At 67.4% G+C, this 24041-nt stretch carries 17 protein-coding genes and 1 pseudogene; 3 read left to right on the top strand and 15 right to left on the bottom strand.

Features of this window, described 5'->3' with window-relative positions; all coding sequences use genetic code 11:
* Nucleotides 1-35 precede the first annotated feature (35 nt).
* The 6 genes from ACGFZ3_RS04895 to ACGFZ3_RS04870 all read right to left on the bottom strand — a co-directional run bounded on the left by ACGFZ3_RS04895 (nucleotide 36) and on the right by ACGFZ3_RS04870 (nucleotide 10203).
* Complete coding sequence (locus ACGFZ3_RS04895) at nucleotides 36-2249, bottom strand: response regulator (protein ID WP_392917147.1); 2214 nt, start codon at nucleotides 2247-2249, stop codon at nucleotides 36-38.
* A 1-nt stretch (nucleotide 2250) separates the two neighbouring features.
* Nucleotides 2251-3390 (bottom strand): HD domain-containing phosphohydrolase, encoded by a 1140-nt coding sequence (locus tag ACGFZ3_RS04890; protein ID WP_392917144.1) that lies wholly within the window; start codon nucleotides 3388-3390, stop codon nucleotides 2251-2253.
* A gap of 138 nt (nucleotides 3391-3528) precedes the next feature.
* Nucleotides 3529-5046 carry a lysine--tRNA ligase gene (lysS, locus tag ACGFZ3_RS04885; protein WP_392917141.1) on the bottom strand — a complete coding sequence of 506 codons (1518 nt, stop codon included), beginning with the start codon at nucleotides 5044-5046 and terminating at the stop codon, nucleotides 3529-3531.
* 97 nt (nucleotides 5047-5143) lie between these two features.
* A protein-coding gene (gene prfB / locus ACGFZ3_RS04880) for a peptide chain release factor 2 (RefSeq protein ID WP_392917598.1) occupies nucleotides 5144-6269 on the bottom strand; the annotation gives its coding sequence in 2 pieces (ribosomal slippage) (nucleotides 5144-6193 and nucleotides 6195-6269; 1125 coding nt in all).
* Between the two features lie 55 nt (nucleotides 6270-6324).
* Nucleotides 6325-7236: a LytTR family DNA-binding domain-containing protein gene (locus tag ACGFZ3_RS04875; RefSeq protein ID WP_392917138.1), complete on the bottom strand. Its 912-nt coding sequence runs from the start codon at nucleotides 7234-7236 to the stop codon at nucleotides 6325-6327.
* Between the two features lie 45 nt (nucleotides 7237-7281).
* Nucleotides 7282-10203 (bottom strand): VIT domain-containing protein, encoded by a 2922-nt coding sequence (locus ACGFZ3_RS04870; protein ID WP_392917135.1) that lies wholly within the window; start codon nucleotides 10201-10203, stop codon nucleotides 7282-7284.
* A gap of 124 nt (nucleotides 10204-10327) precedes the next feature.
* Between ACGFZ3_RS04870 and ACGFZ3_RS04865 the strand changes: the two genes are divergently transcribed.
* On the top strand, nucleotides 10328-11371 hold the full coding sequence (locus ACGFZ3_RS04865; RefSeq protein WP_392917132.1) for a DUF1176 domain-containing protein: 1044 nt from the start codon (nucleotides 10328-10330) through the stop codon (nucleotides 11369-11371).
* A 19-nt stretch (nucleotides 11372-11390) separates the two neighbouring features.
* Here the strand turns inward: ACGFZ3_RS04865 and recJ are convergent, their stop codons facing one another.
* From recJ to ACGFZ3_RS04820, 9 genes and pseudogenes are all read right to left on the bottom strand, one after another.
* The gene (gene recJ, locus ACGFZ3_RS04860; protein ID WP_392917130.1) at nucleotides 11391-13124 is read right to left on the bottom strand and encodes a single-stranded-DNA-specific exonuclease RecJ; all 1734 of its coding nucleotides are present in this window, start codon (nucleotides 13122-13124) and stop codon (nucleotides 11391-11393) included.
* A 51-nt stretch (nucleotides 13125-13175) separates the two neighbouring features.
* A complete protein-coding gene (locus ACGFZ3_RS04855) occupies nucleotides 13176-14093 on the bottom strand; it encodes a phosphoglycerate mutase (RefSeq protein WP_392917127.1) in 918 nt (305 codons plus the stop codon).
* A gap of 7 nt (nucleotides 14094-14100) precedes the next feature.
* Entirely contained in the window at nucleotides 14101-14565 is a 465-nt protein-coding gene (greA, locus tag ACGFZ3_RS04850; protein WP_392917595.1) for a transcription elongation factor GreA, read from the bottom strand.
* An 8-nt stretch (nucleotides 14566-14573) separates the two neighbouring features.
* A pseudogene (carB, locus tag ACGFZ3_RS04845) lies at nucleotides 14574-17816 on the bottom strand (carbamoyl-phosphate synthase large subunit).
* A gap of 68 nt (nucleotides 17817-17884) precedes the next feature.
* Nucleotides 17885-19015, bottom strand: a complete 1131-nt coding sequence (gene carA / locus ACGFZ3_RS04840; protein ID WP_392917124.1) for a glutamine-hydrolyzing carbamoyl-phosphate synthase small subunit — start codon at nucleotides 19013-19015, stop codon at nucleotides 17885-17887.
* A gap of 226 nt (nucleotides 19016-19241) precedes the next feature.
* Entirely contained in the window at nucleotides 19242-19970 is a 729-nt protein-coding gene (gene dapB, locus ACGFZ3_RS04835; RefSeq protein ID WP_392917121.1) for a 4-hydroxy-tetrahydrodipicolinate reductase, read from the bottom strand.
* A gap of 257 nt (nucleotides 19971-20227) precedes the next feature.
* Nucleotides 20228-20482, bottom strand: coding sequence for a DUF6587 family protein (locus tag ACGFZ3_RS04830; RefSeq protein ID WP_392917118.1), 255 nt, complete (start codon nucleotides 20480-20482; stop codon nucleotides 20228-20230).
* A 1-nt stretch (nucleotide 20483) separates the two neighbouring features.
* Nucleotides 20484-22343 carry a ferrous iron transport protein B gene (gene feoB / locus ACGFZ3_RS04825; protein WP_392917115.1) on the bottom strand — a complete coding sequence of 620 codons (1860 nt, stop codon included), beginning with the start codon at nucleotides 22341-22343 and terminating at the stop codon, nucleotides 20484-20486.
* Nucleotides 22340-22594, bottom strand: a complete 255-nt coding sequence (locus ACGFZ3_RS04820) for a ferrous iron transport protein A (protein ID WP_392917592.1) — start codon at nucleotides 22592-22594, stop codon at nucleotides 22340-22342. The genes feoB and ACGFZ3_RS04820 overlap by 4 nt, the downstream gene beginning before the upstream one ends.
* Nucleotides 22595-22711: 117 nt before the next feature.
* Between ACGFZ3_RS04820 and ACGFZ3_RS04815 the strand changes: the two genes are divergently transcribed.
* Both ACGFZ3_RS04815 and ACGFZ3_RS04810 read left to right on the top strand, forming a co-directional pair.
* Nucleotides 22712-23500 carry an enoyl-CoA hydratase-related protein gene (locus ACGFZ3_RS04815; protein ID WP_282245588.1) on the top strand — a complete coding sequence of 263 codons (789 nt, stop codon included), beginning with the start codon at nucleotides 22712-22714 and terminating at the stop codon, nucleotides 23498-23500.
* A 10-nt stretch (nucleotides 23501-23510) separates the two neighbouring features.
* Entirely contained in the window at nucleotides 23511-23897 is a 387-nt protein-coding gene (locus tag ACGFZ3_RS04810) for a VOC family protein (RefSeq protein ID WP_392917110.1), read from the top strand.
* Nucleotides 23898-24041: the final 144 nt, after the last annotated feature.

The raw sequence follows: 24041 nt of genomic DNA, 5'->3' as shown, positions 1-24041 counted from the left end.
CCAGTAAAAAAGCCCGGTAGGAGCCGGGCTTTTTTTCAGCGCATGTCGATGCCGCCGTCATCCGTGGATGAGGCACCCGGGCGCCTGCGCTCTTCAAGCGCCTGCCTGCCTTCCTTCACCGCCGTGCGGATCAGCTTCATCCGCTCGCACCATTCGCTCTTGAGCTGCCAGTCGGCCATGTGCATCACCTCGCCGGCACGGTAAGCCACCCGCACCAGACCCAGGTTGCTGGCCACACCCTTGATGGCGTGCGCCTGCTCACGCAGGTGTACCCAGTCGCCGCGTTCGCCCGCTTCCATGGCCACGCCCACGCACTGGGTAGCGTCGGCCAGGCACTGGCGGATGAACTCCTGTTCGAAGCCCTCGCCCATCCCCAGCGCGGCCAGTTCATCGAGCACGCCGGTATCAAGCACACCCACTGCCACCGGCGTGGATGGCACCACAGCGGTGCGTGCCTTCAGGCCGTCGTTGGCGGCGATCTCGGCCAGCGTGTCCAGCAGCTTCACCGGCACGACCGGCTTGCCGAAGAAGGTGTGCGCGCCGGCCTGGGTGCACTGCTGGATGGATTCGGGGGTGACATCGGCGCTGAGCACCAGCACCGGGGTAAGCGGCGCGCCCCCGGCCTGCAGCACGCGAAGCTCCTTGAGCATGTCCAGCCCGCTCATGCCCGGCATGTGCAGATCTACGATGGCCACGTCGTAGTCGCTCTCGGCCATCGCATCGAGCACCGCTTCGCCGCCGTTGACGCAGACCACCTTGTGGCCGGCCTTCTGCAGCAGCCGCTGCAGCACCAGCCGGTTGGCCTGGTGGTCGTCGGCCACCAGCACCTTCATGCTGCGCACCCGTGCCCGGTGGCGCAGGAACGGGTCGGCGAAAGCGATTACATTGTCCTGCGCACCCTGCGGGCCGTTGCCCAGGACGGCCGGGGTGAACTCGCCGGCCACCACCGGGGGCAATGCGAAGGGCAGTTCGAACCAGAAGCAGCTGCCCTGCGGCGGGTTTTCGGCATAGCCGATCTGGCCGCCCATGGCTTCCACCAGCCCGCGTGAGATCGAGGTGCCCAGCCCGCTGCCCTCGTGGCGACGCCCCAGGCTGACATCGGCCTGCTCAAACGCCTGGAACAGGCGCGCGCGCATTTCCGGGCCCACGCCCATGCCGGTATCGAGGATGTCGAAGCGCAGGCGAACCTGGCCATGGGCCTCCTCACCTGCCGGTGAGACGCGAATTTCGACCCTGCCGTGCTCGGTGAACTTGACTGCGTTGCCCGCCAGGTTGAGCAGGATCTGGCGCAGGTGGCCCAGGTCACCACGCAGCAGGCGCGGTACGCCGGAGGCCACCTTGACCTGGTAGTCGAGCCGCTTCAAGCGTGCCTGCGGCATCAGGATCAGGCCGATCGACTGCACCACGTCGTCCAGCGAGAAGTCCTCGGCCACCACCCGCAGCTTGCCCGCTTCGATGGCCGAGATGTCGAGCACCTCTTCCACCAGCGCCAGCAGACTGCGCGAAGACGCCTGGATCGTGTTGACGCACTCACGCTGCTCTTCATCCAGCGTGGTGGTGGCCAGCACCTCGGTCATGCCCGACAGGCCATTGAGCGGAGTGCGGAATTCGTGGCTCATGTTGGCCAGGAAGCGGCTCTTGGCCTCGCTGGCGCGGCGCGCCTCGTCCATGGCGTGGGTGAGCTGGCGCAGCAGGCTGGCGAAATACAGCGGCACCGCCGCCAGGCCCAGCCACAGGCCGAAGCCCAGCCGCGCATTGGCCTGCCAGTAACCGGTAGCCAGTACGGTCACGCCGAAGCTGACCAGCGCCATCCCCACGGCGGCGTACAGGTACTTGTTGCCGTAGCGCATGCCGTTGCCGACCGTGACCCACATCACCACGATGTAGACCCACGCCAGCGGCTCGCCCATCTGCACCATGCCCGCGGCGATCAGCCCGTAGTCGGCCAGCATGCCGGCCACCCGGCGCGGATCGGAGCGCTGCGGGCGTGCCAGCAGCCACGAGAACAGCAGCACCGACAACGCCAGACCGGTCAGCACGATGCCCAGCACCACCTGGTACTGATGGTGTGGCAGGTCGTTGCGCACGCCGGGCATGAGCACATACGCAAGAATCAGCACGATCAGCACGATGCGCACGATCGCCTGGCCGTGTTCGCTGTCGGGACGATTACCGAGCTGGCGCCTCAGCAGCGCAAGGCCAGGGAGCGCGCCGAGCCGCTGCTTCAGAGCCTGGAACGGACTGTGCATGTCACATCCCCGGGCGGGAGGACGCAGTCGAATGCTGCGCGCAGATATCGTCGAGCTGCTGCCTGCCGCGCAGCAGCGCATCCACGCAGCGCGGGTCGAACAGGCGCCCGCGTTGTGCGTACAGGTAGGCCAGGGTGGCTTCCATCGTCCATGCTTCCTTGTATGGTCGCGGCGAGATCAGGGCATCAAAGACATCGGCCACCGCCACGATCCGCGCTTCCAGCGGGATCGCGTCGCCGACCAGGCCGTCGGGATACCCGCTGCCGTCGTAACGTTCGTGGTGGCGCAACGCGATCAGCGCGCCCACCTGGATGAACCGGTTCTGGCTGCCACTGAGCAGTTCGTAACCAATGCGCGGGTGCCGGCGCATGATGGCCAGCTCCTCGTCGTTGAGTTTGCCCTGCTTGAGCAGCACGGCATCGGGAATGGCGATCTTGCCCATGTCGTGCAGCGGCGCGGCCATCTCGATGAGCCTGACCTCTTCTTCCGGCAGGCCGAGCTGTTCGGCGATCAGCCCGGCCACGTGCGCCATGCGCTCGAGATAGGCACTGGTCCCCGCATCACGGAACTCGATCGCGCGGGCCAGCCGCGAAAGCGTCTCGCGCTCGCGTTCCTCGACCTCGTGCATGCTGGCCAGCAGCCGCTGTTCAAGTGACAGCGCGCGTTGCTTCACGTTTTCCGACTGCTGGCGCAGCTGCAGCAGGTTGTAGCAGCGCGCGCGCAGCTCGCGCGGGCGGATCGGCTTGACCAGAAAATCGATGACGCCCGCTTCCAGCGCGGCCTGGCGGATCGGCTCGTCGCCGACCACGGTGATCAGGATCACCGGAATGTCGCGGTGCTTGGGCAGGCGGCGGAAGCGGCGGGCAAATTCCAGGCCATCCATCTCCGGCATACGGTAATCGAGCAGCAGCAGGTCCACCCCGTGCGATTCGCACCAGGCCAGCGCGGTGAGCGGGTCGCCGAAATCATGCACGCTCAATTCCGGCGCGATATCTTCGATGACATGCCGCAGCATGGTGCGCGCGGACGTTTGATCGTCAACGATGACAATATTCAAGGCTGCTTCCGTCGTCTTCCTGGACCACACTGGAACATGCTGCGGTAAGGATACTCCGCCGCTCTGTACACCGGCACCTTGCATTGGGACCACCTCCGCTCATGATTCCCCGGCCACCGCACCCATAGGGCGCATCAATGGGCCACGCGGAAACCATACTCGTCCGGCCATCGCAGGGGAACCCGCCCGGACGGCCCGGCACGGGCCATCCGGACCTGCGTCTCAGTTTTCGGGTCGCATATACGGGAACAGCAGCACGTCACGGATCGAGCTGCTGCCGGTCAGCAGCATTACCAGGCGGTCGATGCCGATGCCCAGGCCGCCGGTCGGGGCCATCCCGTACTCCAGCGCACGGATGTAATCGGCGTCGTAGTGCATGGCCTCGTCGTCACCGCCTTCCTTGGCCGTGACCTGGGCCTGGAAGCGGGCCGCCTGGTCTTCCGGATCGTTCAGCTCGGAGAAGCCGTTGGCCAGCTCCTTGCCGTTAATGAACAGCTCGAAGCGGTCGGTGTAGCCGGGCTGGTCGTCGTTGGCGCGGGCCAGCGGGGAGACCTCGACCGGGTGATCGGTGATGAAGGTCGGCTGCACCAGGGTGTGCTCGACGGTGGCTTCGAAGATCTCCAGCAGCAGCTTGCCCCAGCCGTAGGACGGCTTGACCCGGATCTTCAGGCGCTCGCAATGGCGCAGCAGCGCCTCGCGGTCGGTGCAGTCCGCTTCGCTGATTTCCGGGTTGTGGTGGCGCACTGCCTCGTCCATGCGCCAGCGGCGGAACGCCGGGGCCAGGTCGATGGTGGCGCCGTCCCACTCCACCGTGGTGGTGCCCAGCACCGTGCTGGCCACGTCACGGATCACGCCTTCGGTCAGGTCCATCACTTCGTTGTACGTGGCGTAGGCCTCGTACAGTTCCATCATGGTGAATTCCGGGTTGTGCCGGGTGCTGACGCCTTCGTTGCGGAAGTTGCGGTTGATCTCGTAGACGCGCTCCAGCCCACCCACGACCAGGCGCTTGAGGTACAGCTCCGGGGCCACGCGCAGGTACAGATCCAGGTCCAGCGCGTTGTGGTGGGTGGTGAACGGCTTGGCCGTGGCGCCGCCGGGGATGTAATGCATCATCGGCGTTTCGACTTCCAGGAAGTCGCGGTTGTCCAGCCAGGCGCGCATGGCGCGGATGATGCGCGAGCGCTTGATGAACACCTCGCGCGACTCCGGGGTCACGATCAGGTCCACGTAGCGCTGGCGGTAGCGCTGTTCGACGTCGGCCAGGCCGTGCCACTTGTCCGGCAGCGGGCGCAGCGACTTGGTCAGCAGGCGGATGCCGGTGGCCTTGACCGACAGTTCGCCGGTCCTGGTCCGGGTCAGCCCGCCTTCGACCGCGATGATGTCGCCCACGTCCCAGCCCTTGAAGGCGGTGTACGCGTCACCCAACGCATTGCCCTGCAGGAACAGCTGGATGCGGCCGGATTCGTCCTGGATCTGGGCGAAGCTGGCCTTGCCCATCACCCGCTTGGCCATCAGGCGGCCGGCCATCTTCACCTGGCGGTCGGTAGCTTCCAGCGCTTCGGCGGTCCACTGTTCGGCGTCGGAAAATTCATCCTGCAACTTGCCGGCGAAATCCTCACGACGGAAATCGTTCGGGTAGGCAATGCCCTGCCCGCGCAGCGCGGTCAGTTTCGCGCGGCGCTCGGCGATGAGGCTGTTCTCGTCGACGGGAGGCTGCGGCGCGGGGATCTGATCGTTCATGGCGTGGGTCTATGTCGGGGGAATATGGACAAGGGTCGTGCGGAACCCGGCGTGTGCCGGGGTGCAGCGGATCGGGCCGCACGGGGCGGCCCGACCGTCAGGCGTCAAGGCGTTTGGAACCGGCCTCCAGGCCCGACTTGAGGCTGGCCTCGACGAATTCGTCGAGGTCACCGTCGAGCACCTTCTGCGTATCGGAGCGTTCGATGCCGGTGCGCAGGTCCTTGATGCGGCTCTGGTCGAGCACGTAGTTGCGGATCTGGCTGCCCCAGCCGATGTCGGACTTGGTGGCTTCCACCGCGTCGCGCTCGGCGTTGCGCTTCTGGATTTCAAGCTCGTACAGCTTGGCGGCCAGCATCTTCATCGCATTGTCGCGGTTCTGGTGCTGGCTGCGGCCGGTCTGGCAGGCCACGACCGTATTGGTCGGGATGTGGGTGATTCGCACCGCCGATTCGGTCTTGTTGACGTGCTGGCCGCCGGCGCCGGACGAACGGTACACGTCGGTACGCAGGTCGGCCGGGTTGATGTCGATTTCAATGTTGTTGTCGACTTCCGGCGACACGAACACCGAGGTGAAGCTGGTGTGGCGGCGGTTGTCCGAATCGAACGGCGATTTGCGTACCAGGCGGTGCACGCCGGTTTCGGTCTTCAGCCAGCCGTAGGCATAGTCGCCTTCCACGCGGAGCGTGGCCGACTTGATGCCGGCCACATCGCCACCGGACACTTCCATCAGTTCGGTCTTCCAGCCGCGCGATTCGCACCAGCGCAGGTACATGCGCAGCAGGATTTCGGCCCAGTCCTGGGCTTCGGTACCACCGGCACCGGCCTGGATGTCGACGAATGCCGGGGCATTGTCCATCTTGCCGGAGAACATGCGCTGGAATTCCAGCTGTTCCACGTGCTTCTGGTACTTGTCCAGGTCGGCGACCACGGCCAGGGCAGTGTCTTCGTCCTGTTCGCTTTCCGCCAGTTCCAGCAGTTCGCCGGATTCGGCAAGGCCATCAAGGATGGAGGCGATGCCGCCCACGGTCTTTTCCAGGCTGGAACGCTCGCGGCCCAGGGTCTGGGCATATTCGGCGTTGTTCCAGATATCGGGGTTTTCCAGTTCCCGGGTTACTTCTTCCAGACGCTCTTTCTTGGCGTCGTAGTCAAAGATACCCCCTGAGCGAGAGCACGCGATCGGTGAGATCGGTGATTCGCTGGCGCACGGGATTGAGCTCGATCATATCGGCGGTAATGAAGGCTTGGGACAAGACCGGAATTGTAGCCCAGAGCGCTTGTTCATGTTGCTGTCGACGTCGCGGCGGGCCCCGTCGGTGCTGGCCCCTGCCCCAGTGCGGCGCGCAGCACCGGCAGCTGGCGGCGGCTGCATGGCAGCGCGCTGCCGTCCTTCAGGTGGGCCCTGGCCTCCCCGCTGTCCAACGGCTCGATGGACACCAGAAAGCCCAGGTTGAGCACGTAGCTGCGGTGGATCCGCACGAACCGGGCCGGGTCCAGCTTGGCCTCCAGCGCCGCCATCGTGCTGCGCAGCGGATACTCATGGCCGCGCACGTGCAGGTTCATGTAGTTGCCTGCGGCCTGGGCGTACTCGATGTCGGCGGTGGCCACCAGGAAATCCCGGCCGAGCTTGCGCACCAGGAAACGCTGCGGCCGCTCGACCGGCTCCTCCGGCGGGGCATCGTCGGGCGCAGCCAGCAGGTGGGCCTCACCCTGCCGGCGGCGGCCGAACCAGCTGAAGAAATGCTCCAGCGCCACGAAGCTGAAGAACGCGCGCACGTCCTTGAGGTATTCGTACAGGAGCCGGGTGGGCCACGCCGAGCCGTCCACGTAGTGCTCGCCTACGCTGGCGTAGGCCAGGTGGCGCAGCAGCATCATCCCGGCCACGTGCAGCAGCGACCAGCCCACGCTGGCCAGCAGGTACAGCGGCAGCCGGCGCTTCCAGGTATCGGTATGCAGTGGCCAGCGCTGGCAGCCCCACCACAGCAGCGGCAGAGTCAGCAGGATCATGCCGGCGCTGCTCAGCTCCCAGGTCAACGGTTCCCACAGCGCCAGCGCCTCGCCCCGGCGCTGGGCGTCCATCACCTCGACAACGGCATTGGCCACTGCACTGCCGAACAGGATGGCGGCCCACGCCAGCAGGCGGCTGGCGGGCCGCCAGCGTGGGGAACTGCGGTGGGGCACGTTCGGTTCCATGCATCGGGCGCCGGAGAGTCGGCGCCCGATTCTACGGCCTGACGCTCAGCGCACGTCGAACTCGCCCACCAGCACGGTGTCCGTGCTGTCCTTCAGGCGCATCGTCACCTGCTGGTCCTGCTGGCGCCGGGTGCCCCAGTGGGTACTCAGGCGCAGGGTCAGCGTGGTGGCCCCGGTCACCAGCTGCTGGCGGCTGCCGAAGTAGTTCGCCTCCACCTTGTAGCGGCCGGGCTTGGCCTGGCGCAGCGAGAACTGCTCCGGGCCATAGCCGCCGGTGAAGTCGCGCGACATCTGCCCTCCCTGGAAGGTGAGCCGGTTGCCGTAGTAGGCGCGCTCGCCGTTGGGGTCGGTCACCCACAGGTCCATGTCGCTGTTGTCACTGTCCCAGCTGAGCACCACGCGAAGGTCCAGCGGCATCGGACGACGCAGGCGCGGGTCCACCGCGCGTGCGTCCACCCCGGTGCGCGCCACCAGCGTGGTCAGCTCGTCCAGTGCGATCAGCGAAATTCCGTCGAAACGGTCGTCCCACGGCCGCTCCACCACCTCGTTGAACGCGGCCAGCGCCGCCTGCGGCTGGTTGTCGGCTTCCAGCGCCAAGGCCAGGTCGCGGAAGCTCTGCGGCTCTTCCTCGCCCAGCGCCAGCACGTCACGGAACACCGGTACCGCCAACGCCGGCGACTTGGCCTGCATCAGGCGGTAGCCCAGCACGCGCAGCACGTGGCGGTTCTCCAGCTGCATTTCGGCCAGGTTGGACAGCACCCGCAGCGCCAGGTCGCGCTGGCCGTGGGCGAACAGGATGTCGGCCACGTCCAGATAGAAGGCACTGCTGTCGGCATGCTGTTCGCGTTCCTGCAGGTACAGCGCGTACACCGCCTCCGGGCGTGCCGCGCGCAACCGGCGTGCGTAGGCCGAGTCAGGTGCCCAGGCGCCGACGGTGATGCGCAGCGCGCCCTGGTTTGCCCTGTCATCCGCATCGGCACCGGCATCGGCTTCCACCGCCGCTTCGGCCTGCGTGCGCCGTGCGCCGGTCAGCACCACGCGGTCCAGCGTGGTGGGCGCGGCCTCCGCCCGCTGGCGCTGTGCGCTTTCGGCGGCCAGCATCATCGCCGGCGCGGGCGGAGCCGGGGCGGCAGCGGGCATCGGCGCCATCACCTGCTTGCTCGATGCGGCCGGCGGAGGAGAGCCCTTCGGCCAGGCCCGGTTCCACCACTGTTCGCGTTCGGCGAACTGCAGGGCCAACTTGTCCAGGCGTGCACGGCGGGCGCTGGCCTCGTCATCCAGCTTCACCGCGTGCAGCCGGTCGTACGCCTGCCGCAGCGGTGCAGCCGGGCGGATGCCATAGCGCAGGTAGTCGTCCAGCGTTTCCAGCACCAGCAGCGAGGTATCGGCCCCGACCAGGCCAAAGCGCAGCGACAGCGCCTGGATCTGACCCTGGTTGCCCACGGGGTCTGCGGCCAGCTCCCGGCGCCGTGCGTCGGCCCAGGCGTGGGCAACCAGCGTCCCGGCGGTATCGCGCGCCTGCGCCAGTGGCACCGTCAGCGTCTGCCGGGTACCGCCTGCCGCCGGCACCTGCACCCGCAGCGCGCCATTGGCGTGCTGCATGCGCGCCAACAAGCGCACCCGGCCTTCGTCCGCTCGGTCGGCATCCACGATCAGGTCGCTCAGTCCATCGCCTTCGGCCTGCACGTAGCCCGGGTTGTCGCGCAGCAGGCGGGCTGCCATGGACGCCACATCCTGGCTGCCGTTCAACACCAGCAACTGCCCGTTCCCCGCACGCGTCCACGCACGCAGCCGGTCACTGTCGGTGCGCGCACCGGCGCCACTGAGCGCATACAGGCGCTGGTTCGCGCGCAATACAGGGCGCTCACGCTTGCCGTAGTTGGCCAGCCCGTCGCTGACCAGCAGGTACTCGTCGATATCGGGCTGCGCGGTCCAGTTGCCCAGCGCACTGGCGCCGTCGTAGGGCACGGCCTCCAGGTACCGGCGCAACGTGCTCCAATCGCCCTTGCGGATCGCGAAGCGGCGGGGCGGCTCGGCGCGATCGCGCAGCACGGTCAGCTGTACCTCGCCATTGCCGATGGCGGCGAAGTAACGCTCAAGCACGGCCAGTTCCGCGGCGGTGTCGCGATTGCCGGCCGAGCCGGACGCATCCCACAGCAATCCGACGCGATGCGGCAAGGTGCGTTCGCGGGTCTGCACCGGCACAGGCACCTGCACCATCACATAGTGGTCGCCATCGAAGTCGCCCCGCACCGCATCCAGCCCGCGCGGCAGCGGCAGCATCCAGCCCAGTTGATCCGGCAACTGCGTGCCGCTGCCCTGCCACCGGGCGCGCCAGGCGCCGTCGCGCAGTGCCAGGGCCAGCGTCGGCGGCCCGTGCGTCACCGGTACGCCGGTGGCGACCGCGTCCAGCCGCAGCTGTACCGACCTGGCCTGGCCCACGAACTGCAGCGGCAGCGTCCAGCGCAGGCCCTCCCTGCCCGCCGGCAGGGCCTCGCGCACGGTCAGCGCGACCCGGCGCGTGCCCAGCGGTGGAATGGGGTAGATGCGCAGGCGGAACTGATTGCCGGCGGTCTGCTCCAGCAGGCCCGGGTCAACCCGGCGGCGCTCGATGGCTTCGAACACCTGCCGTCCCTGCGCCTTGGGCACGGGCACCGCATCGCGCAGCACCCCGTCGATATCCAGCGCGAACGCGGTCACCTGCTGGCCCTCGGCCAGCGGAATCTCCAGCGCGCCCTCCAGCACGCGCCGGTTCGGGTTGCGGAACACCAGTTCGATGCGGGTTTCAGCCAGACCCGCCGCCACATGGCTGTCGATGCGCGCCTGTTCCAGCTCCACCGGCTGTTCCGCGCCGGCCACCTTCAGCAGCGGTTCGACCGCGCGCTGCGCCGCCGCCGACGGCATGCCCGCACCCGCACCCACCCACAGCAACACTCCCAACCCGATACGGCGCAGCACGCTTTCCATGTAACGCTCCTGATCCGATGACGACAGGTTGAACGCACCAGGACAGGAAACGGGGTTGGACAGCACGCCCCCCGCTGGTCCACGATCTCTCCCCCATGGAATGTTGTCGAAGAAGGATGTCCGCATGCGCCTGTCGCTGATCCCCCTGCTGCTTGCCGGCCTGCTCCCGGCCGCACACGCCGCACCAACCGGGGCGATCACGCCCGGCGTGGCCTTCAGCCATGAGGACTGGACCCTGGCCTGCGACAACACCCGAACCTGCCGCGCCGCCGGTTACCAGAACGAAGACACCGGCGGCGACCCGGTCTCCGTGCTGCTTACCCGGCGTGGCGGGCCGGACCAGCCGATCGGGGCCGAGCTGATGCTGGGCGAGTACGAGGAAAGCGACCTGCCGGCCACGGTCATCCTGCGCATCAACGGCACCGCGCTGGGCACCGTGGCGGACAACACCCGCTTCTCACCGGCGCAGGTGACCGCACTGCTCAAGGCGCTGGTGAAAGACAGCAGCATCGAGCTGATCGGCGACAATGGACGCCAGTGGACCCTGTCGGACCGCGGCGCATCGGCTGTACTGCTGAAGATGGACGAGTTCCAGGGCCGGCTCGGCACGCCGGGCGCGATCCTGCGCAAAGGCAGCCGCGCCGAAGCCAGCGTGCCGCCCTCGCTGCCCGTACCGGTGGTGACCCTGCCACGGCGCGTGGCGACGCGCCCGGCCGACGCAGCCCTGGCCAACGCGCCGGCACTTCGCGCCGCGCTTGCCGCAGCGACTTCGCAGGACGACTGCGAATCACTGCACCCCAGCGAGGGCACTTATGCGGACGAAGGCCCCCAGCCGATCGAGGTCAAGCGCCTGGACAACCGCCGGCTGCTGGTGTCCATGACCTGCTGGCGCGGCGCCTACAACGCGGGCAGCGGCTACTGGGTGGTCAACGACCACATGCCCTACCAGCCTGCTTACATCACCAACCTGGGCGTGGACGACGACGCGCTGACCATTTCGTCCTCGCACAAGGGCCGCGGACTGGGTGACTGCTGGTCCAGCGCCAGCTGGGCATGGACCGGCACCGCTTACGTCAAGACATCAGACAGCACCACCGGCCTGTGCCGGCTGGTCGCCGCAGGCGGTGCCTGGGACCTGCCGACACTGGTGACGAAGGTCCAGCCATAGCGCCAGGCGCTGCCCTGCCCTATGCGTCGGCGCAGTGCTCGACGATCAGCTGGATCGCACCGCCGCCCCGGTAGTCGTCGCTGACCAGGCGATAGGCGATGTGGACGTTGCTGGCCGGCGCGTTGCCGCGCCAGCCGCTGAAATGGATGGCGTTGATCGGCTCGGCACGGCCGGGCACGCGCAGGCTGAGCTTGAGGTGTTTTTCCTTCAGCACCTGCCAGCGCGCCACCTGGAAATGGCCATCGAACAGCGGTTCCGGGAAGCCCTGCCCCCACGGACCGGCCAGGCGCAGCGCTTCGGCATGCTGGAAATCCAGCTCGGCCGGGGCCAGTTCGCCGTCACTCAACAGCAGCTGCTGCAGCGCGGCCGGATCCATGCTCGCTTGAACCACAGCCACGAAAGCTTGCTGGAATTCCTGCAGCCGCGCATGCGGAAGGCTCAGGCCGGCGGCCATCGCGTGACCACCGAACCGGTCGATCAACCCCGGGTGGGCTGCGTTCACCAGCGCCAGCGCGTCACGGATGTGGAAGCCGGCAATCGAGCGCGCCGAACCGCGCAGAGAATCGCTGCCCGGTTCCGAGGGAGCAAATGCAATCACGGGCCGGTGCAGGCGATCCTTCATCTTCGACGCCACCAGGCCCACCACGCCCGGGTGCCATTCGGCGTCGAACAGACAGGCCGCAATCGGGCGCTCACCTTCGGCGGCCAGCGCCGCACGGGATACCGCAAGCTCAGCATCGTCGGTCATCACCTGCTGCACGGCACGGCGCTCGGCATTGATCTGCTCCAGCGTCTGGGCGATCTCCCGCGCCTGGCGGCGATCTTCGGTGAGCAGCAGTTCGATGCCCAGGGCCATGTCTTCCAGCCGGCCCGCCGCGTTCAGCCGTGGGCCAAGCGCGAACCCGATATCGGTGGCAGTGAGTCGCGCCGCATCGCGGCCACTGGCTTCAATAAGGGCCTGCAGGCCCACGCAGCCGTGGCCGGCGCGCAGCCGGCGAAGTCCAGCCGACACCAGCGCCCGGTTGTTCGCATCCAGCGCGACCAGGTCGGCCACGGTGCCGACCGCGACGAGGTCCAGCAGGGTCAGAAGGTCCGGTTCGGCACCCGTGGCAAACGCCCCCTGCACGCGCAGGTGCCGGCGCAGTGCCATCAACACATAGAAAATCACGCCGACCCCGGCCAGCGCCTTGCTCGGGAAGGCATCACCGTTGATGTTGGGATCCACGATGGCATCGGCCGGCGGAAGCTGTTCGCCCGGCAGGTGGTGGTCGGTGACCAGCACCTTCCAACCGAGCGCCTTGGCTGCGGTCACGCCGGCATGGCAGGCAATGCCGTGGTCGACCGTCACCAGCAGCCCGGGCTGCAGCGGGGCGAGCTCGGCCACCAGCGAGGGCGACAGGCCGTAGCCGTGCAGCATGCGGTTGGGCACCGCATGGACCACATCACGCGCGCCGAGCATGCGCAGGCCGCGCACGCCGACCGCACAGGCGGTGGCGCCATCGCAATCGAAATCACCTACGACAAGAATGCGCTCATCGGCCGCGATCGCCGCTGCCAGCAGGTCTACCGCGGCCTGCATGCTGCCCATCAGTTCAGGCGCGTGCAGCTGGGCCAGCTTGGGCTGCGCCTGCGCCGCATCGGTGACCCCGCGCGCCGCGTACAGGCGCTGCAGCAACGGCAGCATGTCGCCCGGCCAGTCGCCGAGGGCAGCAACAGGACGGCGTTGGATCTGGAGGGCATCAGCAGAGGTCAAGGCGGGCTCGATGAACAGCGCGAACGCCGATGGCCACCATGATACCCGGCATCAATCGTGCAGCTGTACCGGCTTCTTCCAGAACCGCCAGCGCTGGGTCTTGTCCAGCTCGAAACGGGCGCCATCTTCGAAATCCAGCACCAGCCGGCGCAGTTCACCGCGCTGCAATGCCGACAACAGCGGCCGGATCGCATCGTTGCCCAGCTGCTCCAACGAACGAAGCTGGCGCAGGTCAACCAGCGCATCCACCTGCTGGTCGCCATCGGCCAGCACGCCGGCCGCCTTGGCCAACGCCTGCAGCAGCGCATCGCGGCTGCGCACCTGCGCGTGGGCAGTTCGAACCGCCCCCGGCAGTTCACCGCCCCCCCAGAACCACAGCGAATTGACCGCCCGCTTGCCGGCCGCCAGACGTTCCACGTTCCACGGGTGCTGATGGAGCACCACTTGGGCCTCCGTCAACAATGCACGCCAGCGACGCCCGCCATCGCCTTCGGGCAGGTGGCCGAACAGGTCATCGCCAAGTACGTCATCGGGTGCTGCGAACACCGGCAGCAGGGTCTCCGGTGGCAGGCGCAGATACCAGCGCGACGGGGTCGGCGCATCCAGGCTGAATCCATACCCCGCGAACAACGGCTGCAGCGCCGGCAGCAATGCCGCTACGTCGTCGGCCTCAAGCCGCAACGTGTCGCCATGGCCCATCATCCGCGCGCCGTGCATGTCCGGCACCACGTTGGCCGGGTCCGCACGCAGCCACACACCATCGTGGGCATCGCCCACATCCAGCTGCCGGGTCAGTGCCGCCACCGGCCAATCGGCCGGCTGCAGCTGGAAATGCCGCTGCAGCTGGGCCCGCTCGCCGGCATCGACCCGGCTGCGCTCGGCACGGCCGAGCGCCCTGGCCACGTCATCAGGCAACGCCGCCGCCGGGAAGCGGCTGCGCGCCGGCAGCAACAGCGTTGCCGTGGCCATGGTCAGGTCAGTCCAGGTACTGGACGCTGACGATTTCGTACTCGCGCTGTCCGGCCGGGGCGTCGATCACGATGCTGTCGCCCTCGTTCTTGCCGATCATGGCACGCGCCACCGGTGAGGAAATCGCGATCAGGCCGAGTTTGATGTCCGCTTCGAGGTCACCGACGATCTGGTAGCGCTTCTCTTCATCGCTTTCCACGTCGGCCAGTTCGACCGTAGCCCCGAACACTACCTTGCTGCCAGCATTGAGCTTGGTGATGTCGATGATCTCGGCATGCGACAGCTCGCTTTCCAGCTGCTTGATGCGGCCTTCGATGAAGCCCTGCTCTTCGCGCGCGGCATGGTATTCGGCGTTCTCCTTGAGATCGCCGTGTTCGCGTGCCTCGGCAATGGCCGCGATGACCTTGGGGCGCTTGACCGACTTGAGATGGTCAAGCTCTTCGCGCAGACGCTGCGCGCCCTTCAGGGTAATCGGTGCTCTCATGCGTTCAACTCCTTGTGCAGCTCCTGCAGCGACCAGACCGGGCCGGTTCCGCGGAATTCCAGTGATTGCACCAGTGCCTTGGCGCCGGCGATGGTGGTCGAATAGGTGACGCGGTGCTGCAGCGCCTCGCGACGGATCGAGAACGAGTCATTGATCGCCGCGCGACCTTCGGTCGTGTTGACGATATACACGATCTCGCCGTTCTTGATCGAATCGACGATGTGCGGACGGCCTTCGACGACCTTGTTGACGATCTCGCACTGCATGCCGTGCTCCTGCAGCCACGCGGCGGTGCCACGGGTGGCCACCAGGCTGTAACCGCGTTCCAGCAGGGCCTGGGCCACCGGCAGCACGCGCTTCTTGTCCGGGTCGCGGACCGAGACGAACGCCTTGCCCAGCGGCGGGGCCTTGATGCCGCCGGCCTCCTGCGCGCGCGCGAAGGCGGCGCTGAAGCTGCGGCCCACGCCCATCACCTCACCGGTGGAACGCATTTCCGGCCCGAGGATCGGATCGACGCCCTGGAACTTGGCAAACGGGAAGATCGCTTCCTTGACCGAGTAGTAGTCCGGCACGATTTCCCTGGTGGCGCCCTGCTCGGCCAGGGTCTTTCCGGCCATGCAGCGCGCGGCGATCTTGGCCAGCGGCATGCCGGTGGCCTTGGACACGAACGGCACGGTGCGCGAGGCGCGCGGGTTCACTTCCAGCAGGTACACGATGTCCTCGCCGTTGTCGCCGGCCTGGATCGCGAACTGGGTGTTCATCAGGCCGACCACGTTCAGGGCCTTGGCCAGCTCCACCACCTGGCGGCGCAGCTCGGCCTGGGTTTCGGCCGACAGCGAGTACGGCGGCAGCGAGCAGGACGAATCGCCCGAATGCACGCCGGCTTCCTCGATGTGTTCCATCACGCCGCCGATCAGGACGTTGCCGTCCTTGTCGGCAATGATGTCCACGTCCACTTCCACGGCGTTGTCCAGGAAGCGGTCCAGCAGCACCGGCGAATCGTTGGAGACCTTGACCGCATCGCGCACGTAGCGCGCCAGGTCGGCTTCACCGTAGACGATTTCCATCGCGCGGCCGCCCAGCACGTAGCTCGGGCGCACCACCAGCGGGTAGCCGATTTCGCGGGCCAGCAGCAGCGCTTCCTGGTCGTTGCGGGCGATGCGGTTCGGCGGCTGCTTCAGGCCCAGCTTGTCCACCAGCTGCTGGAAGCGTTCGCGGTCTTCGGCCAGGTCGATGGAGTCCGGCGAGGTGCCGATCACCGGCACGCCATTGGCCTCGAGCGCCCGCGCCAGCTTCAACGGGGTCTGGCCGCCGTACTGCACGATCACGCCCTTGGGCTGCTCGAGCTCGACGATTTCCAGCACGTCTTCCAGCGTCAGCGGCTCGAAGTACAGGCGGTCGGAGGTGTCGTAGTCGGTCGAGACGGTTTCCGGGTTGCAGTTGACCATGATGGTTTCGAACCCGTCATCGCGCAGCGCCAGTGCCGCGTGCACGCAGCAGTAGTCGAACTCGATGCCCTGGCCGATGCGGTTCGGGCCGCCGCCGAGGATCATGATCTTGTCGCGGTTGCTGGGCGCTGCTTCGCACTCGTCCTCGTAGGTCGAATACAGGTAAGCCGTGCTGGTGGAAAACTCGGCAGCGCAGGAATCCACGCGCTTGTACACCGGGCGCACCTTGAGCGCACGGCGCAGCGCGCGCACGCCCGCTTCATTGGTGCCGGTCAGCTGGGCGAGACGCGCATCGGAGAAGCCGGCACGCTTGAGCCTGCGCAGACGGGCCGCGTCGAGTGCGTCCAGACCGTCGGCGGCCAGCTGGGTTTCGGCCTGGATGATCTCTTCGATCTGGTCCAGGAACCACGGGTCGATGTGCGACAGCGCGAAGACCTCTTCCACGCTGAAGCCGGCGCGGAACGCATCGCCCACGAAGAACAGGCGCTCCGGGCCCGGGGCCTTGAGTTCGCGCTTGAGCGTGGTGATGTCGTCTTCGTTGTGCAGATCCAGGCCGGTCGGGTCGAGGCCGATCTTGCCGGTTTCCAGGCCACGCAGGGCCTTCTGCAGCGATTCCTGGAAGGTACGGCCCATCGCCATCACCTCGCCCACCGACTTCATCTGGGTGGTCAGGCGGGCGTCGGCGGCCGGGAACTTCTCGAAGGCAAAGCGCGGGATCTTGGTGACGACGTAGTCGATCGACGGTTCGAACGACGCCGGGGTCAGACCGCCGGTGATTTCGTTCTTCAATTCGTCCAGGGTGTAACCGACCGCCAGCTTGGCGGCGACCTTGGCGATCGGGAAGCCGGTGGCCTTGGAGGCCAGCGCCGACGAACGCGACACGCGCGGGTTCATTTCGATGACAACGACGCGTCCGGTGGTCGGGCTGATTCCGAACTGCACGTTCGAACCGCCGGTATCCACGCCGATCTTGCGCAGCACGGCGATGGAGGCATCGCGCAGGCGCTGGTATTCCTTGTCGGTCAGGGTCTGGGCCGGGGCCACGGTGATCGAGTCACCGGTGTGCACGCCCATCGGGTCCAGGTTTTCGATCGAGCAGACGATGATGCAGTTGTCGGCGGTGTCGCGCACCACCTCCATCTCGAATTCCTTCCAGCCCAGCACCGATTCTTCCACCAGCACTTCGGTGGTCGGCGACAGTTCCAGGCCGCGGGTCACGATATCGACCAGCTCTTCGCGGTTGTAGGCGATGCCGCCACCGCTGCCGCCCAGGGTGAAGCTGGGGCGGATGATGGTCGGGTAGCCGACCCGGGTCTGGATCTCGATGGCTTCTTCAAGGGTGTGCGCCACGGCCGCGCTCGGGCATTCCAGGCCGATCTCGCCCATGGCCACGCGGAACAGCTCGCGGTCTTCGGCCATGCGGATCGCTTCGCGCTTGGCGCCGATCAGTTCGACGTTGTACTTCTCCAGCACACCGTGGTCGGCCAGGTCCAGCGCGCAGTTCAGAGCGTTATGGACAACCATAGTCGGCAGCAGTGAAACTGGCTATTCCTTCTCGATTATCTTTTCGACCGTCTGCCAGTTGATCGGCTCGATGTAGACGGCGTCGGCCATCTCCGGGTCGGTCATGATGGTGGCCGGATTGCTGTTGACCAGCACCACGCGGTACCCCTCGTCACGCAGGGCCTTGCAGGCCTGGGCGCCGGAGTAATCGAACTCACAGGCCTGGCCGATGACGATCGGGCCGGCACCGATGATGAGGATGGTTTTAAGGTCAGTGCGCTTGGGCATTGTCTTCTCTAAGTCAGTACAGCGTGTCAGGGGTCGCAGCGCCGCGCCGGAGGCAGCGGCGTCTCGAATCAGGCCTTGGCCTGCGCCATCAGAGTGATGAAGCGGTCGAACAGCGGGCTGACGTCGTGTGGACCCGGCGAGGCTTCGGGGTGGCCCTGGAAGGAGAACGCCGGCACGTCGGTGCGGGCGATGCCCTGGTTGGTGCCGTCGAACAGCGAGCGGTGGGTCACGCGCAGGGTGGCCGGCAGGGTCGCTTCATCCACCGCGAAGCCATGGTTCTGGGAAGTGATCATCACGCGGCCATCGTCCAGGTCCTGCACCGGGTGGTTGGCACCGTGGTGGCCGTGACCCATCTTGACGGTCCTGGCGCCGGAGGCCAGTGCCAGCAGCTGGTGGCCGAGGCAGATGCCGAACACCGGCACCTTCCTGTCCAGGAACACCTTGATTGCTTCAATGGCGTAGTCGCACGGTTCCGGGTCGCCCGGGCCGTTGGACAGGAACACGCCATCCGGGTTCATCGCCAGCACTTCGGCAGCCGGCGTCTGGGCCGGCACCACGGTGATGTCGCAGCCGCGTTCGGCCAGCATGCGCAGGATGTTGAGCTTGGCGCCGAAGTCATAGGCCACCACCTTGTACTGCGGGGCGGCGCTGACGAACGTGTTGAAATCCAGGTCGAGCTGGCCCTCGTTCCAGCTGTAAGCCTTGTCGGTGCTCGTTACCTTGGCCAGGTCCATGCCCTTCAGGCCGGGGAACTTGCGGGCCGCTTCCAGGGCGATGTCCACGTTGATGTCGTCACCGGCCATCAGCGCGCCGTTCTGCGCGCCGCGCTCGCGCAGGATGCGGGTGAGCTTGCGGGTGTCGATGCCGGAAATGGCGACCACGCCACGCTGCAGCAGCCAGTCCTGCAGCGAAACCTGGCTGCGCCAGTTGCTGGGACGGCGCGGCACGTCGCGCACGATCAGGCCGGCCGACCACACCTTGCGGGCTTCGTCGTCCTGGTCGGTAAGGCCGGTATTGCCGATATGCGGGTAGGTCAGCGTGACCATCTGCCGGGCGTAGGAGGGATCAGTCAGCACTTCCTGGTAACCGGTCATGGCGGTGTTGAACACCACCTCACCGACGGACAGGCCGGGCGCGCCTACGGATTCGCCCTCGAATACGGTGCCGTCTTCGAGGACGAGGATTGCGGCTTGGGTCACGGGAATCTCACTTTGGCTACCGAGGGGTCACCGAAGTCACGCCACGCTTCACGGAAAAGCGGTTGCAAAAAAGCGCGGACTGCGGTGCGGGACCGGTCCGGCTGTCGTGATTCGGCGAGCGGGAATTGTAAAGGCAACCCCCCTTCAACGCCAGCGTTTGCTTGCAATCGCCAGCGTACGGGAGCGTCCGGCCACCCTGGGGTTCAGGCGTGGCCGGTGCGCGTGTTCAGGTTGCGCTGGCGGCGAGCAGGTCGCGGACGCGGTAGCTGGCGGGGGCGCGCCCGTTCAGCTGCACGGCGGCGAACAGGGCGCCACGGGCGAAGATGTCGCGGTTGGTGGCACGATGGGCCAGTTCGATGCGCTCGCCAAGGCCGGTGAACTGGACGAGGTGTTCGCCGACGATGTCGCCGGCGCGCAGGCTGGCGTAGTGCGGCTGGGCACCGCCCTTCTGGGCGGCGGCGCCGAGGGTGAGCGCGGTGCCGGAGGGGGCGTCCTGTTTGTGGACGTGGTGGGATTCGACGATGTCGCAGTCCCAGCCGGCCAGGGCGTTGGCGGCGCGTTCGACGAGTTCATCGAGCACGGCCACGCCGAGGCTGAAGTTGGAGGCCCATACGAGCGGGATCCGGGTGGCGGCCTGGATCAGGGCCTGGCGCTGGGTTTCGCTGATGCCGGTGGTGCCGGAAACGAGCCCTGCGCCGCGCTCGACGCACAGGGCCAGGACGGGGTCGAAGCCTTCGGGCAGGCTGAAGTCGATGGCGACGTCGAACTGGGGCGCGCCGTGGAGTTCACTGGCGGCGAAATGCGGGACGCCGTCGACCACGCGCTGGGCGGGCGAGCGGCGGGTGACGGCGGCAACGACCTGCAGGTCGTCGCGTTCGGCCGCCAGGCGCAGCAGGGCCTGGCCCATGCGGCCGGAGGCGCCGTGGATGAGCAAACGGATGGGGGGAGTAGTCATGCCCGCAGGCTAGCGAAAGGGTTTGGATTGGGCAACGTTAAAATCAACGTCAACTTCAAACGTCAACTTCAAAAGCGTCGGCTCTGCGTTGCCGTCTGGCTGGGCGGGTCCGGGGTAGGCCCGCGGGGGACGCCGTGAACCCGTCCATGGGGGCTTGGTCGCGGCATCCATGCCGCTCACACCCCCGCAAACCTACCGCGGCCCCGCCCTCTTCAGATTGTCGATGACGGACAGCAAGAGCGTGGAGCCTGGATCAATCAATGCTGCTTGGGCGGTGTTGGACCACAGCTGTCGCAACCACCGCATCCACCGCCACTGCCGATGGCGGGTGGTGCGATCTTTCGGCCTAGTGCCTGAAGCCAGTTTGAGCGCTCGGGCTTGATCAGGCCCAGCGCTATTGCACCGCGCGCTTTGCGTACGGTGCCCGGGAACTGCTTTTTCAGCACTACCCAGGCGCTGATCAGGACGATCAGCGCGACGACGATGTACTGCAGGAGCAGGCCGGTGCCCATATCAGCCGCCGCCCAGGGCCACGGTCACCTGGTAGGTGACCAGTGCGGCGACGTAGGCGGCCGCGAACAGGTAGAAGGTGGCAAAGCCGACCTGCTTCCAGGAGTTGGTTTCGCGCTTGATGGTGGCCAGGGTGGAGATGCACATCGGGGCGTAGATGAACCACACCAGCAGGGACAGGCCGGTGGCCAGCGACCAGCCGTTGGCGACCACCGGGGTCAGGGCCTGGATGGCGGCGTCGTCGTCGGCGGCGGACAGGGCGTAGATGGTGGCCAGCGAGGAGACGGCCACTTCGCGGGCGCCCATGCCGGGGATCAGCGCGATGCAGATCTGCCAGTTGAAGCCCAGCGGGGCGAAGAATACGGCCATGGCGTGGCCGATCTGGCCGGCGAAGCTGTAGTCGATGGCCGGCATGGTGGCGTTTTCGGGGGCACCCGGGAACGACAGCAGCACCCACAGCAGGATGGTCAGCGCCAGGATGATGCCGCCCACGCGCTTGAGGAAGATCATGCCGCGCTCGTACAGGCCCACGGCCAGGTCGCGCGGGTGCGGGATGCGGTAGGACGGCAGTTCGAGCATGAGGGGGTGCTCGCTCTTGTCGCGGCGCCACTTCTTCATCACCCATGACATCACCAGGGCGCTGAAGATGCCGGCCGCATACAGGGCGAACAGGATCAGGCCCTGCTGGCTGACGAAGCCCCACAGGGTCTTCTGCGGGATGAACGCGCCGATCAGCAGGGCGTACACCGGCAGGCGCGCCGAGCAGGTCATCAGCGGCGCCACCAGAATGGTGGCCAGGCGGTCACGCGGGTCCTGGATGCTGCGGGTGGCCATGATGCCGGGCACCGCGCAGGCGAAGCTGGACAGCAGCGGGATGAACGAGCGCCCCGACAGGCCGGCCGAGGCCATCATGCGGTCGAGCAGGAAGGCCGCGCGCGGCAGGTAGCCCGACTCTTCCAGCGCCAGGATGAAGGCGAACAGGATCAGGATCTGCGGCAGGAACACCACCACTCCGCCCACGCCGGCGATGATGCCGTCGGTGAGCAGGCTGGTCAGCGGGCCCGGCGGCAGGTTGGCACCTACCACTTCGCCCAGCCAGCCGAAGGCGGCCTCGATGCCGTCCATCATCGGCGTGGCCCAGGCGAACACCGCCTGGAAGATCAGGAACATGACCACGATCAGGGTCATCAAGCCGAACACCGGGTGCAGCAGCCAGCGGTCCAGCGCGTCGTCGATCTTCGCGGTACGGGTGGGCATGCTGACCGCGGCGGCGAGGATGCCGCGCACCTGGGCGTGGTAGTCCGCTTCTCCGGCAACGGCCGCCACCAGCGGGGCATCCAGATGCGGCACCATCGCATCCAGCCGTTCGACCAGCGCGTGGGCGCCGTTGCGGCGCACCGCCACGGTTTCCACCACCGGCACGCCCAGTGCCTGTTCCAGCGCAGGCACGTCGATCTGGATGCCACGGCGCTCGGCCGCATCCACCATGTTCAGCGCCACGATCATCGGCTTGCCCAGCTCACGCAGTTCCAGCGCGAAGCGCAGGTGCAGGCGCAGGTTGGTGGCGTCGATCACGCACAGCAGCACGTCGGGCGCGGCCTCGCCCGGGTAGAAGCCCCGGCACAGGTCGCGGGTGATCGCTTCGTCCAGGCTGGCCGGCTGCAGGCTGTAGGCGCCCGGCAGGTCGAGTACGGCGAATTCACGCCCGGACGGCGCGCGCAGGCGGCCTTCCTTGCGCTCCACGGTCACGCCGGTGTAATTGGCGACCTTCTGGCGACTGCCGGTGAGCTGGTTGAACAGCGCGGTCTTGCCGCTGTTGGGGTTGCCGACCAGGGCAATGCGCAGGGTGGCGGCAGCGCTCATGCGGCCGCTCCTTCTGCCACCGGTGTGATGTCGATGCGCCTGGCTTCGGAAATCCGCAGCGCGAAACGGGTGAACCCGACCTGCACCAGCAGCGGTTCGCCGCCGATGGGACCACGGGCCACCAGGCGCACATCTTCACCTTTGACAAAGCCCAGTTCCCTGAGCCGGCGGGCGATGGCGTCGTTTGCATGGAGGTCGCGCACCGATTCCACCAGAGCGGAGCCGTGCAGCGGCAGATCGGACAACGTCACAGGTCGCCTTCGGTCGATAAGAATGGTTATCAATTCTAGCATCGCCGCGCCGCGTCATGGCCCGGCCACCGTGGGCCGCTATGATCCATACATGTATGGAGCAGGCGCAGGCCCCCGATGAGTGACGCTTTACGAATTGAACGCAGCGCGGCCGTGCTGACCCTGTGGCTCAACCGCCCTACCCTGCACAACGCCTTCGATGCCGGGCTGATCGCCCAGCTCACCGCCGCACTGGAAGCGGCCGGCCGCGACGAGCAGGTGCGTGCGGTGGTGCTGGCCGCCACCGGGGCCTCGTTCTCGGCCGGTGCCGACATGCAGTGGATGCGCGGCATGGCCGCCGCCAGCGAGGAAGACAACCGCCAGGATTCGCTGGCACTTGCCCGGCTGATGCGCACCCTGGATGAGCTGCCCAAGCCGACCATCGCCCGCGTGCACGGGGCGGCGTTCGGCGGCGGAGTAGGCCTGGTGGCCTGCTGTGACATCGCCATTGCCAGCACCACCGCCCGCTTCGGCCTGACCGAAAGCCGGCTGGGCCTGCTGCCGGCGGTGATTTCTCCCTATGTGATCGACGCGATCGGCCCCCGCCAGGCGCGGCGCTGGTTCGCCACCGGTGAGCATTTCGACGCCGACACCGCCCTGCGCATCGGCCTGGTCCACCAGCTGATCGAGCCTGAACGGATCGACGAAGCGGTCCAGCGCCAGCTGGGCCTGCTCGACAAGGCCGGGCCGATCGCCTCGTCGTCGGCCAAAGAACTGGTGCGCCGGGTCACGATCGGTCGCGACCGCGACGCAACCGACCGCGACAATGCCGCCCTGATCGCCCGCCTGCGGGTGTCCGAGGAAGGCCAGGAGGGCCTGGGCGCTTTCCTGGACAAACGCGCTCCCCATTGGGTTACCCAGGATTGAAGGACGTCCCATGCTCGACCATATCGGTATCCGCTGCAGCGATTTCGCGCGCAGCCTGGCCTTCTACCAGCAGGCCCTGGCCCCTCTCGGCATCCGCGTGGTGATGGAAGTCAGCGCCGAACAGACCGGCGCGGATGCCCACGCCGGGTTCGGCCGGACCGGCAAGCCCGATTTCTGGATCGGCAGCACGCCCGGGGCGCATGGCGGCGTGCATGTGGCCTTCAGCGCCGGCAGCCGCGCCGAGGTGGATGCGTTCCATCGCGCCGCGCTGGCCGCGGGCGGCCGCGACAATGGCGCACCCGGCATCCGCGGGCACTACCACCCCGACTATTACGGGGCATTCGTGCTGGATCCGGATGGCAACAATGTCGAGGCGGTCTGCCACCGGCCCACCTGACCACGCGCTGGCCGCTTTGCCGTCCATCCCGCGTATCCCCCTTTCATGGCCCACAGGGAAACCTGGGCCGCTCCACGTCGCCAGGAACTTCCGTGACCCCATCTTCCACCCGTCCACTGCAGGTTGTGCGTCTTCCCGCCCATG

Source organism: Stenotrophomonas sp. NPDC047960, from assembly GCF_043204395.1.
Classification (GTDB): domain Bacteria; phylum Pseudomonadota; class Gammaproteobacteria; order Xanthomonadales; family Xanthomonadaceae; genus Stenotrophomonas.
This window is presented reverse-complemented; position numbering and strand designations above follow the sequence as displayed.

Coding starts and splice junctions, on each gene's coding strand:
- ACGFZ3_RS04895 (WP_392917147.1), bottom strand. CDS start 2,249: ATGCACAGTCCGTTCCAGGCTCTGAAGCAGCGGCTCGGCGCGCTCCCT.
- ACGFZ3_RS04890 (WP_392917144.1), bottom strand. CDS start 3,390: ATGCAAGGTGCCGGTGTACAGAGCGGCGGAGTATCCTTACCGCAGCAT.
- lysS (WP_392917141.1), bottom strand. CDS start 5,046: ATGAACGATCAGATCCCCGCGCCGCAGCCTCCCGTCGACGAGAACAGC.
- ACGFZ3_RS04875 (WP_392917138.1), bottom strand. CDS start 7,236: ATGGAACCGAACGTGCCCCACCGCAGTTCCCCACGCTGGCGGCCCGCC.
- ACGFZ3_RS04870 (WP_392917135.1), bottom strand. CDS start 10,203: ATGGAAAGCGTGCTGCGCCGTATCGGGTTGGGAGTGTTGCTGTGGGTG.
- ACGFZ3_RS04865 (WP_392917132.1), top strand. CDS start 10,328: ATGCGCCTGTCGCTGATCCCCCTGCTGCTTGCCGGCCTGCTCCCGGCC.
- ACGFZ3_RS04855 (WP_392917127.1), bottom strand. CDS start 14,093: ATGGCCACGGCAACGCTGTTGCTGCCGGCGCGCAGCCGCTTCCCGGCG.
- dapB (WP_392917121.1), bottom strand. CDS start 19,970: ATGACTACTCCCCCCATCCGTTTGCTCATCCACGGCGCCTCCGGCCGC.
- ACGFZ3_RS04830 (WP_392917118.1), bottom strand. CDS start 20,482: ATGGGCACCGGCCTGCTCCTGCAGTACATCGTCGTCGCGCTGATCGTC.
- feoB (WP_392917115.1), bottom strand. CDS start 22,343: ATGAGCGCTGCCGCCACCCTGCGCATTGCCCTGGTCGGCAACCCCAAC.
- ACGFZ3_RS04815 (WP_282245588.1), top strand. CDS start 22,712: ATGAGTGACGCTTTACGAATTGAACGCAGCGCGGCCGTGCTGACCCTG.
- ACGFZ3_RS04810 (WP_392917110.1), top strand. CDS start 23,511: ATGCTCGACCATATCGGTATCCGCTGCAGCGATTTCGCGCGCAGCCTG.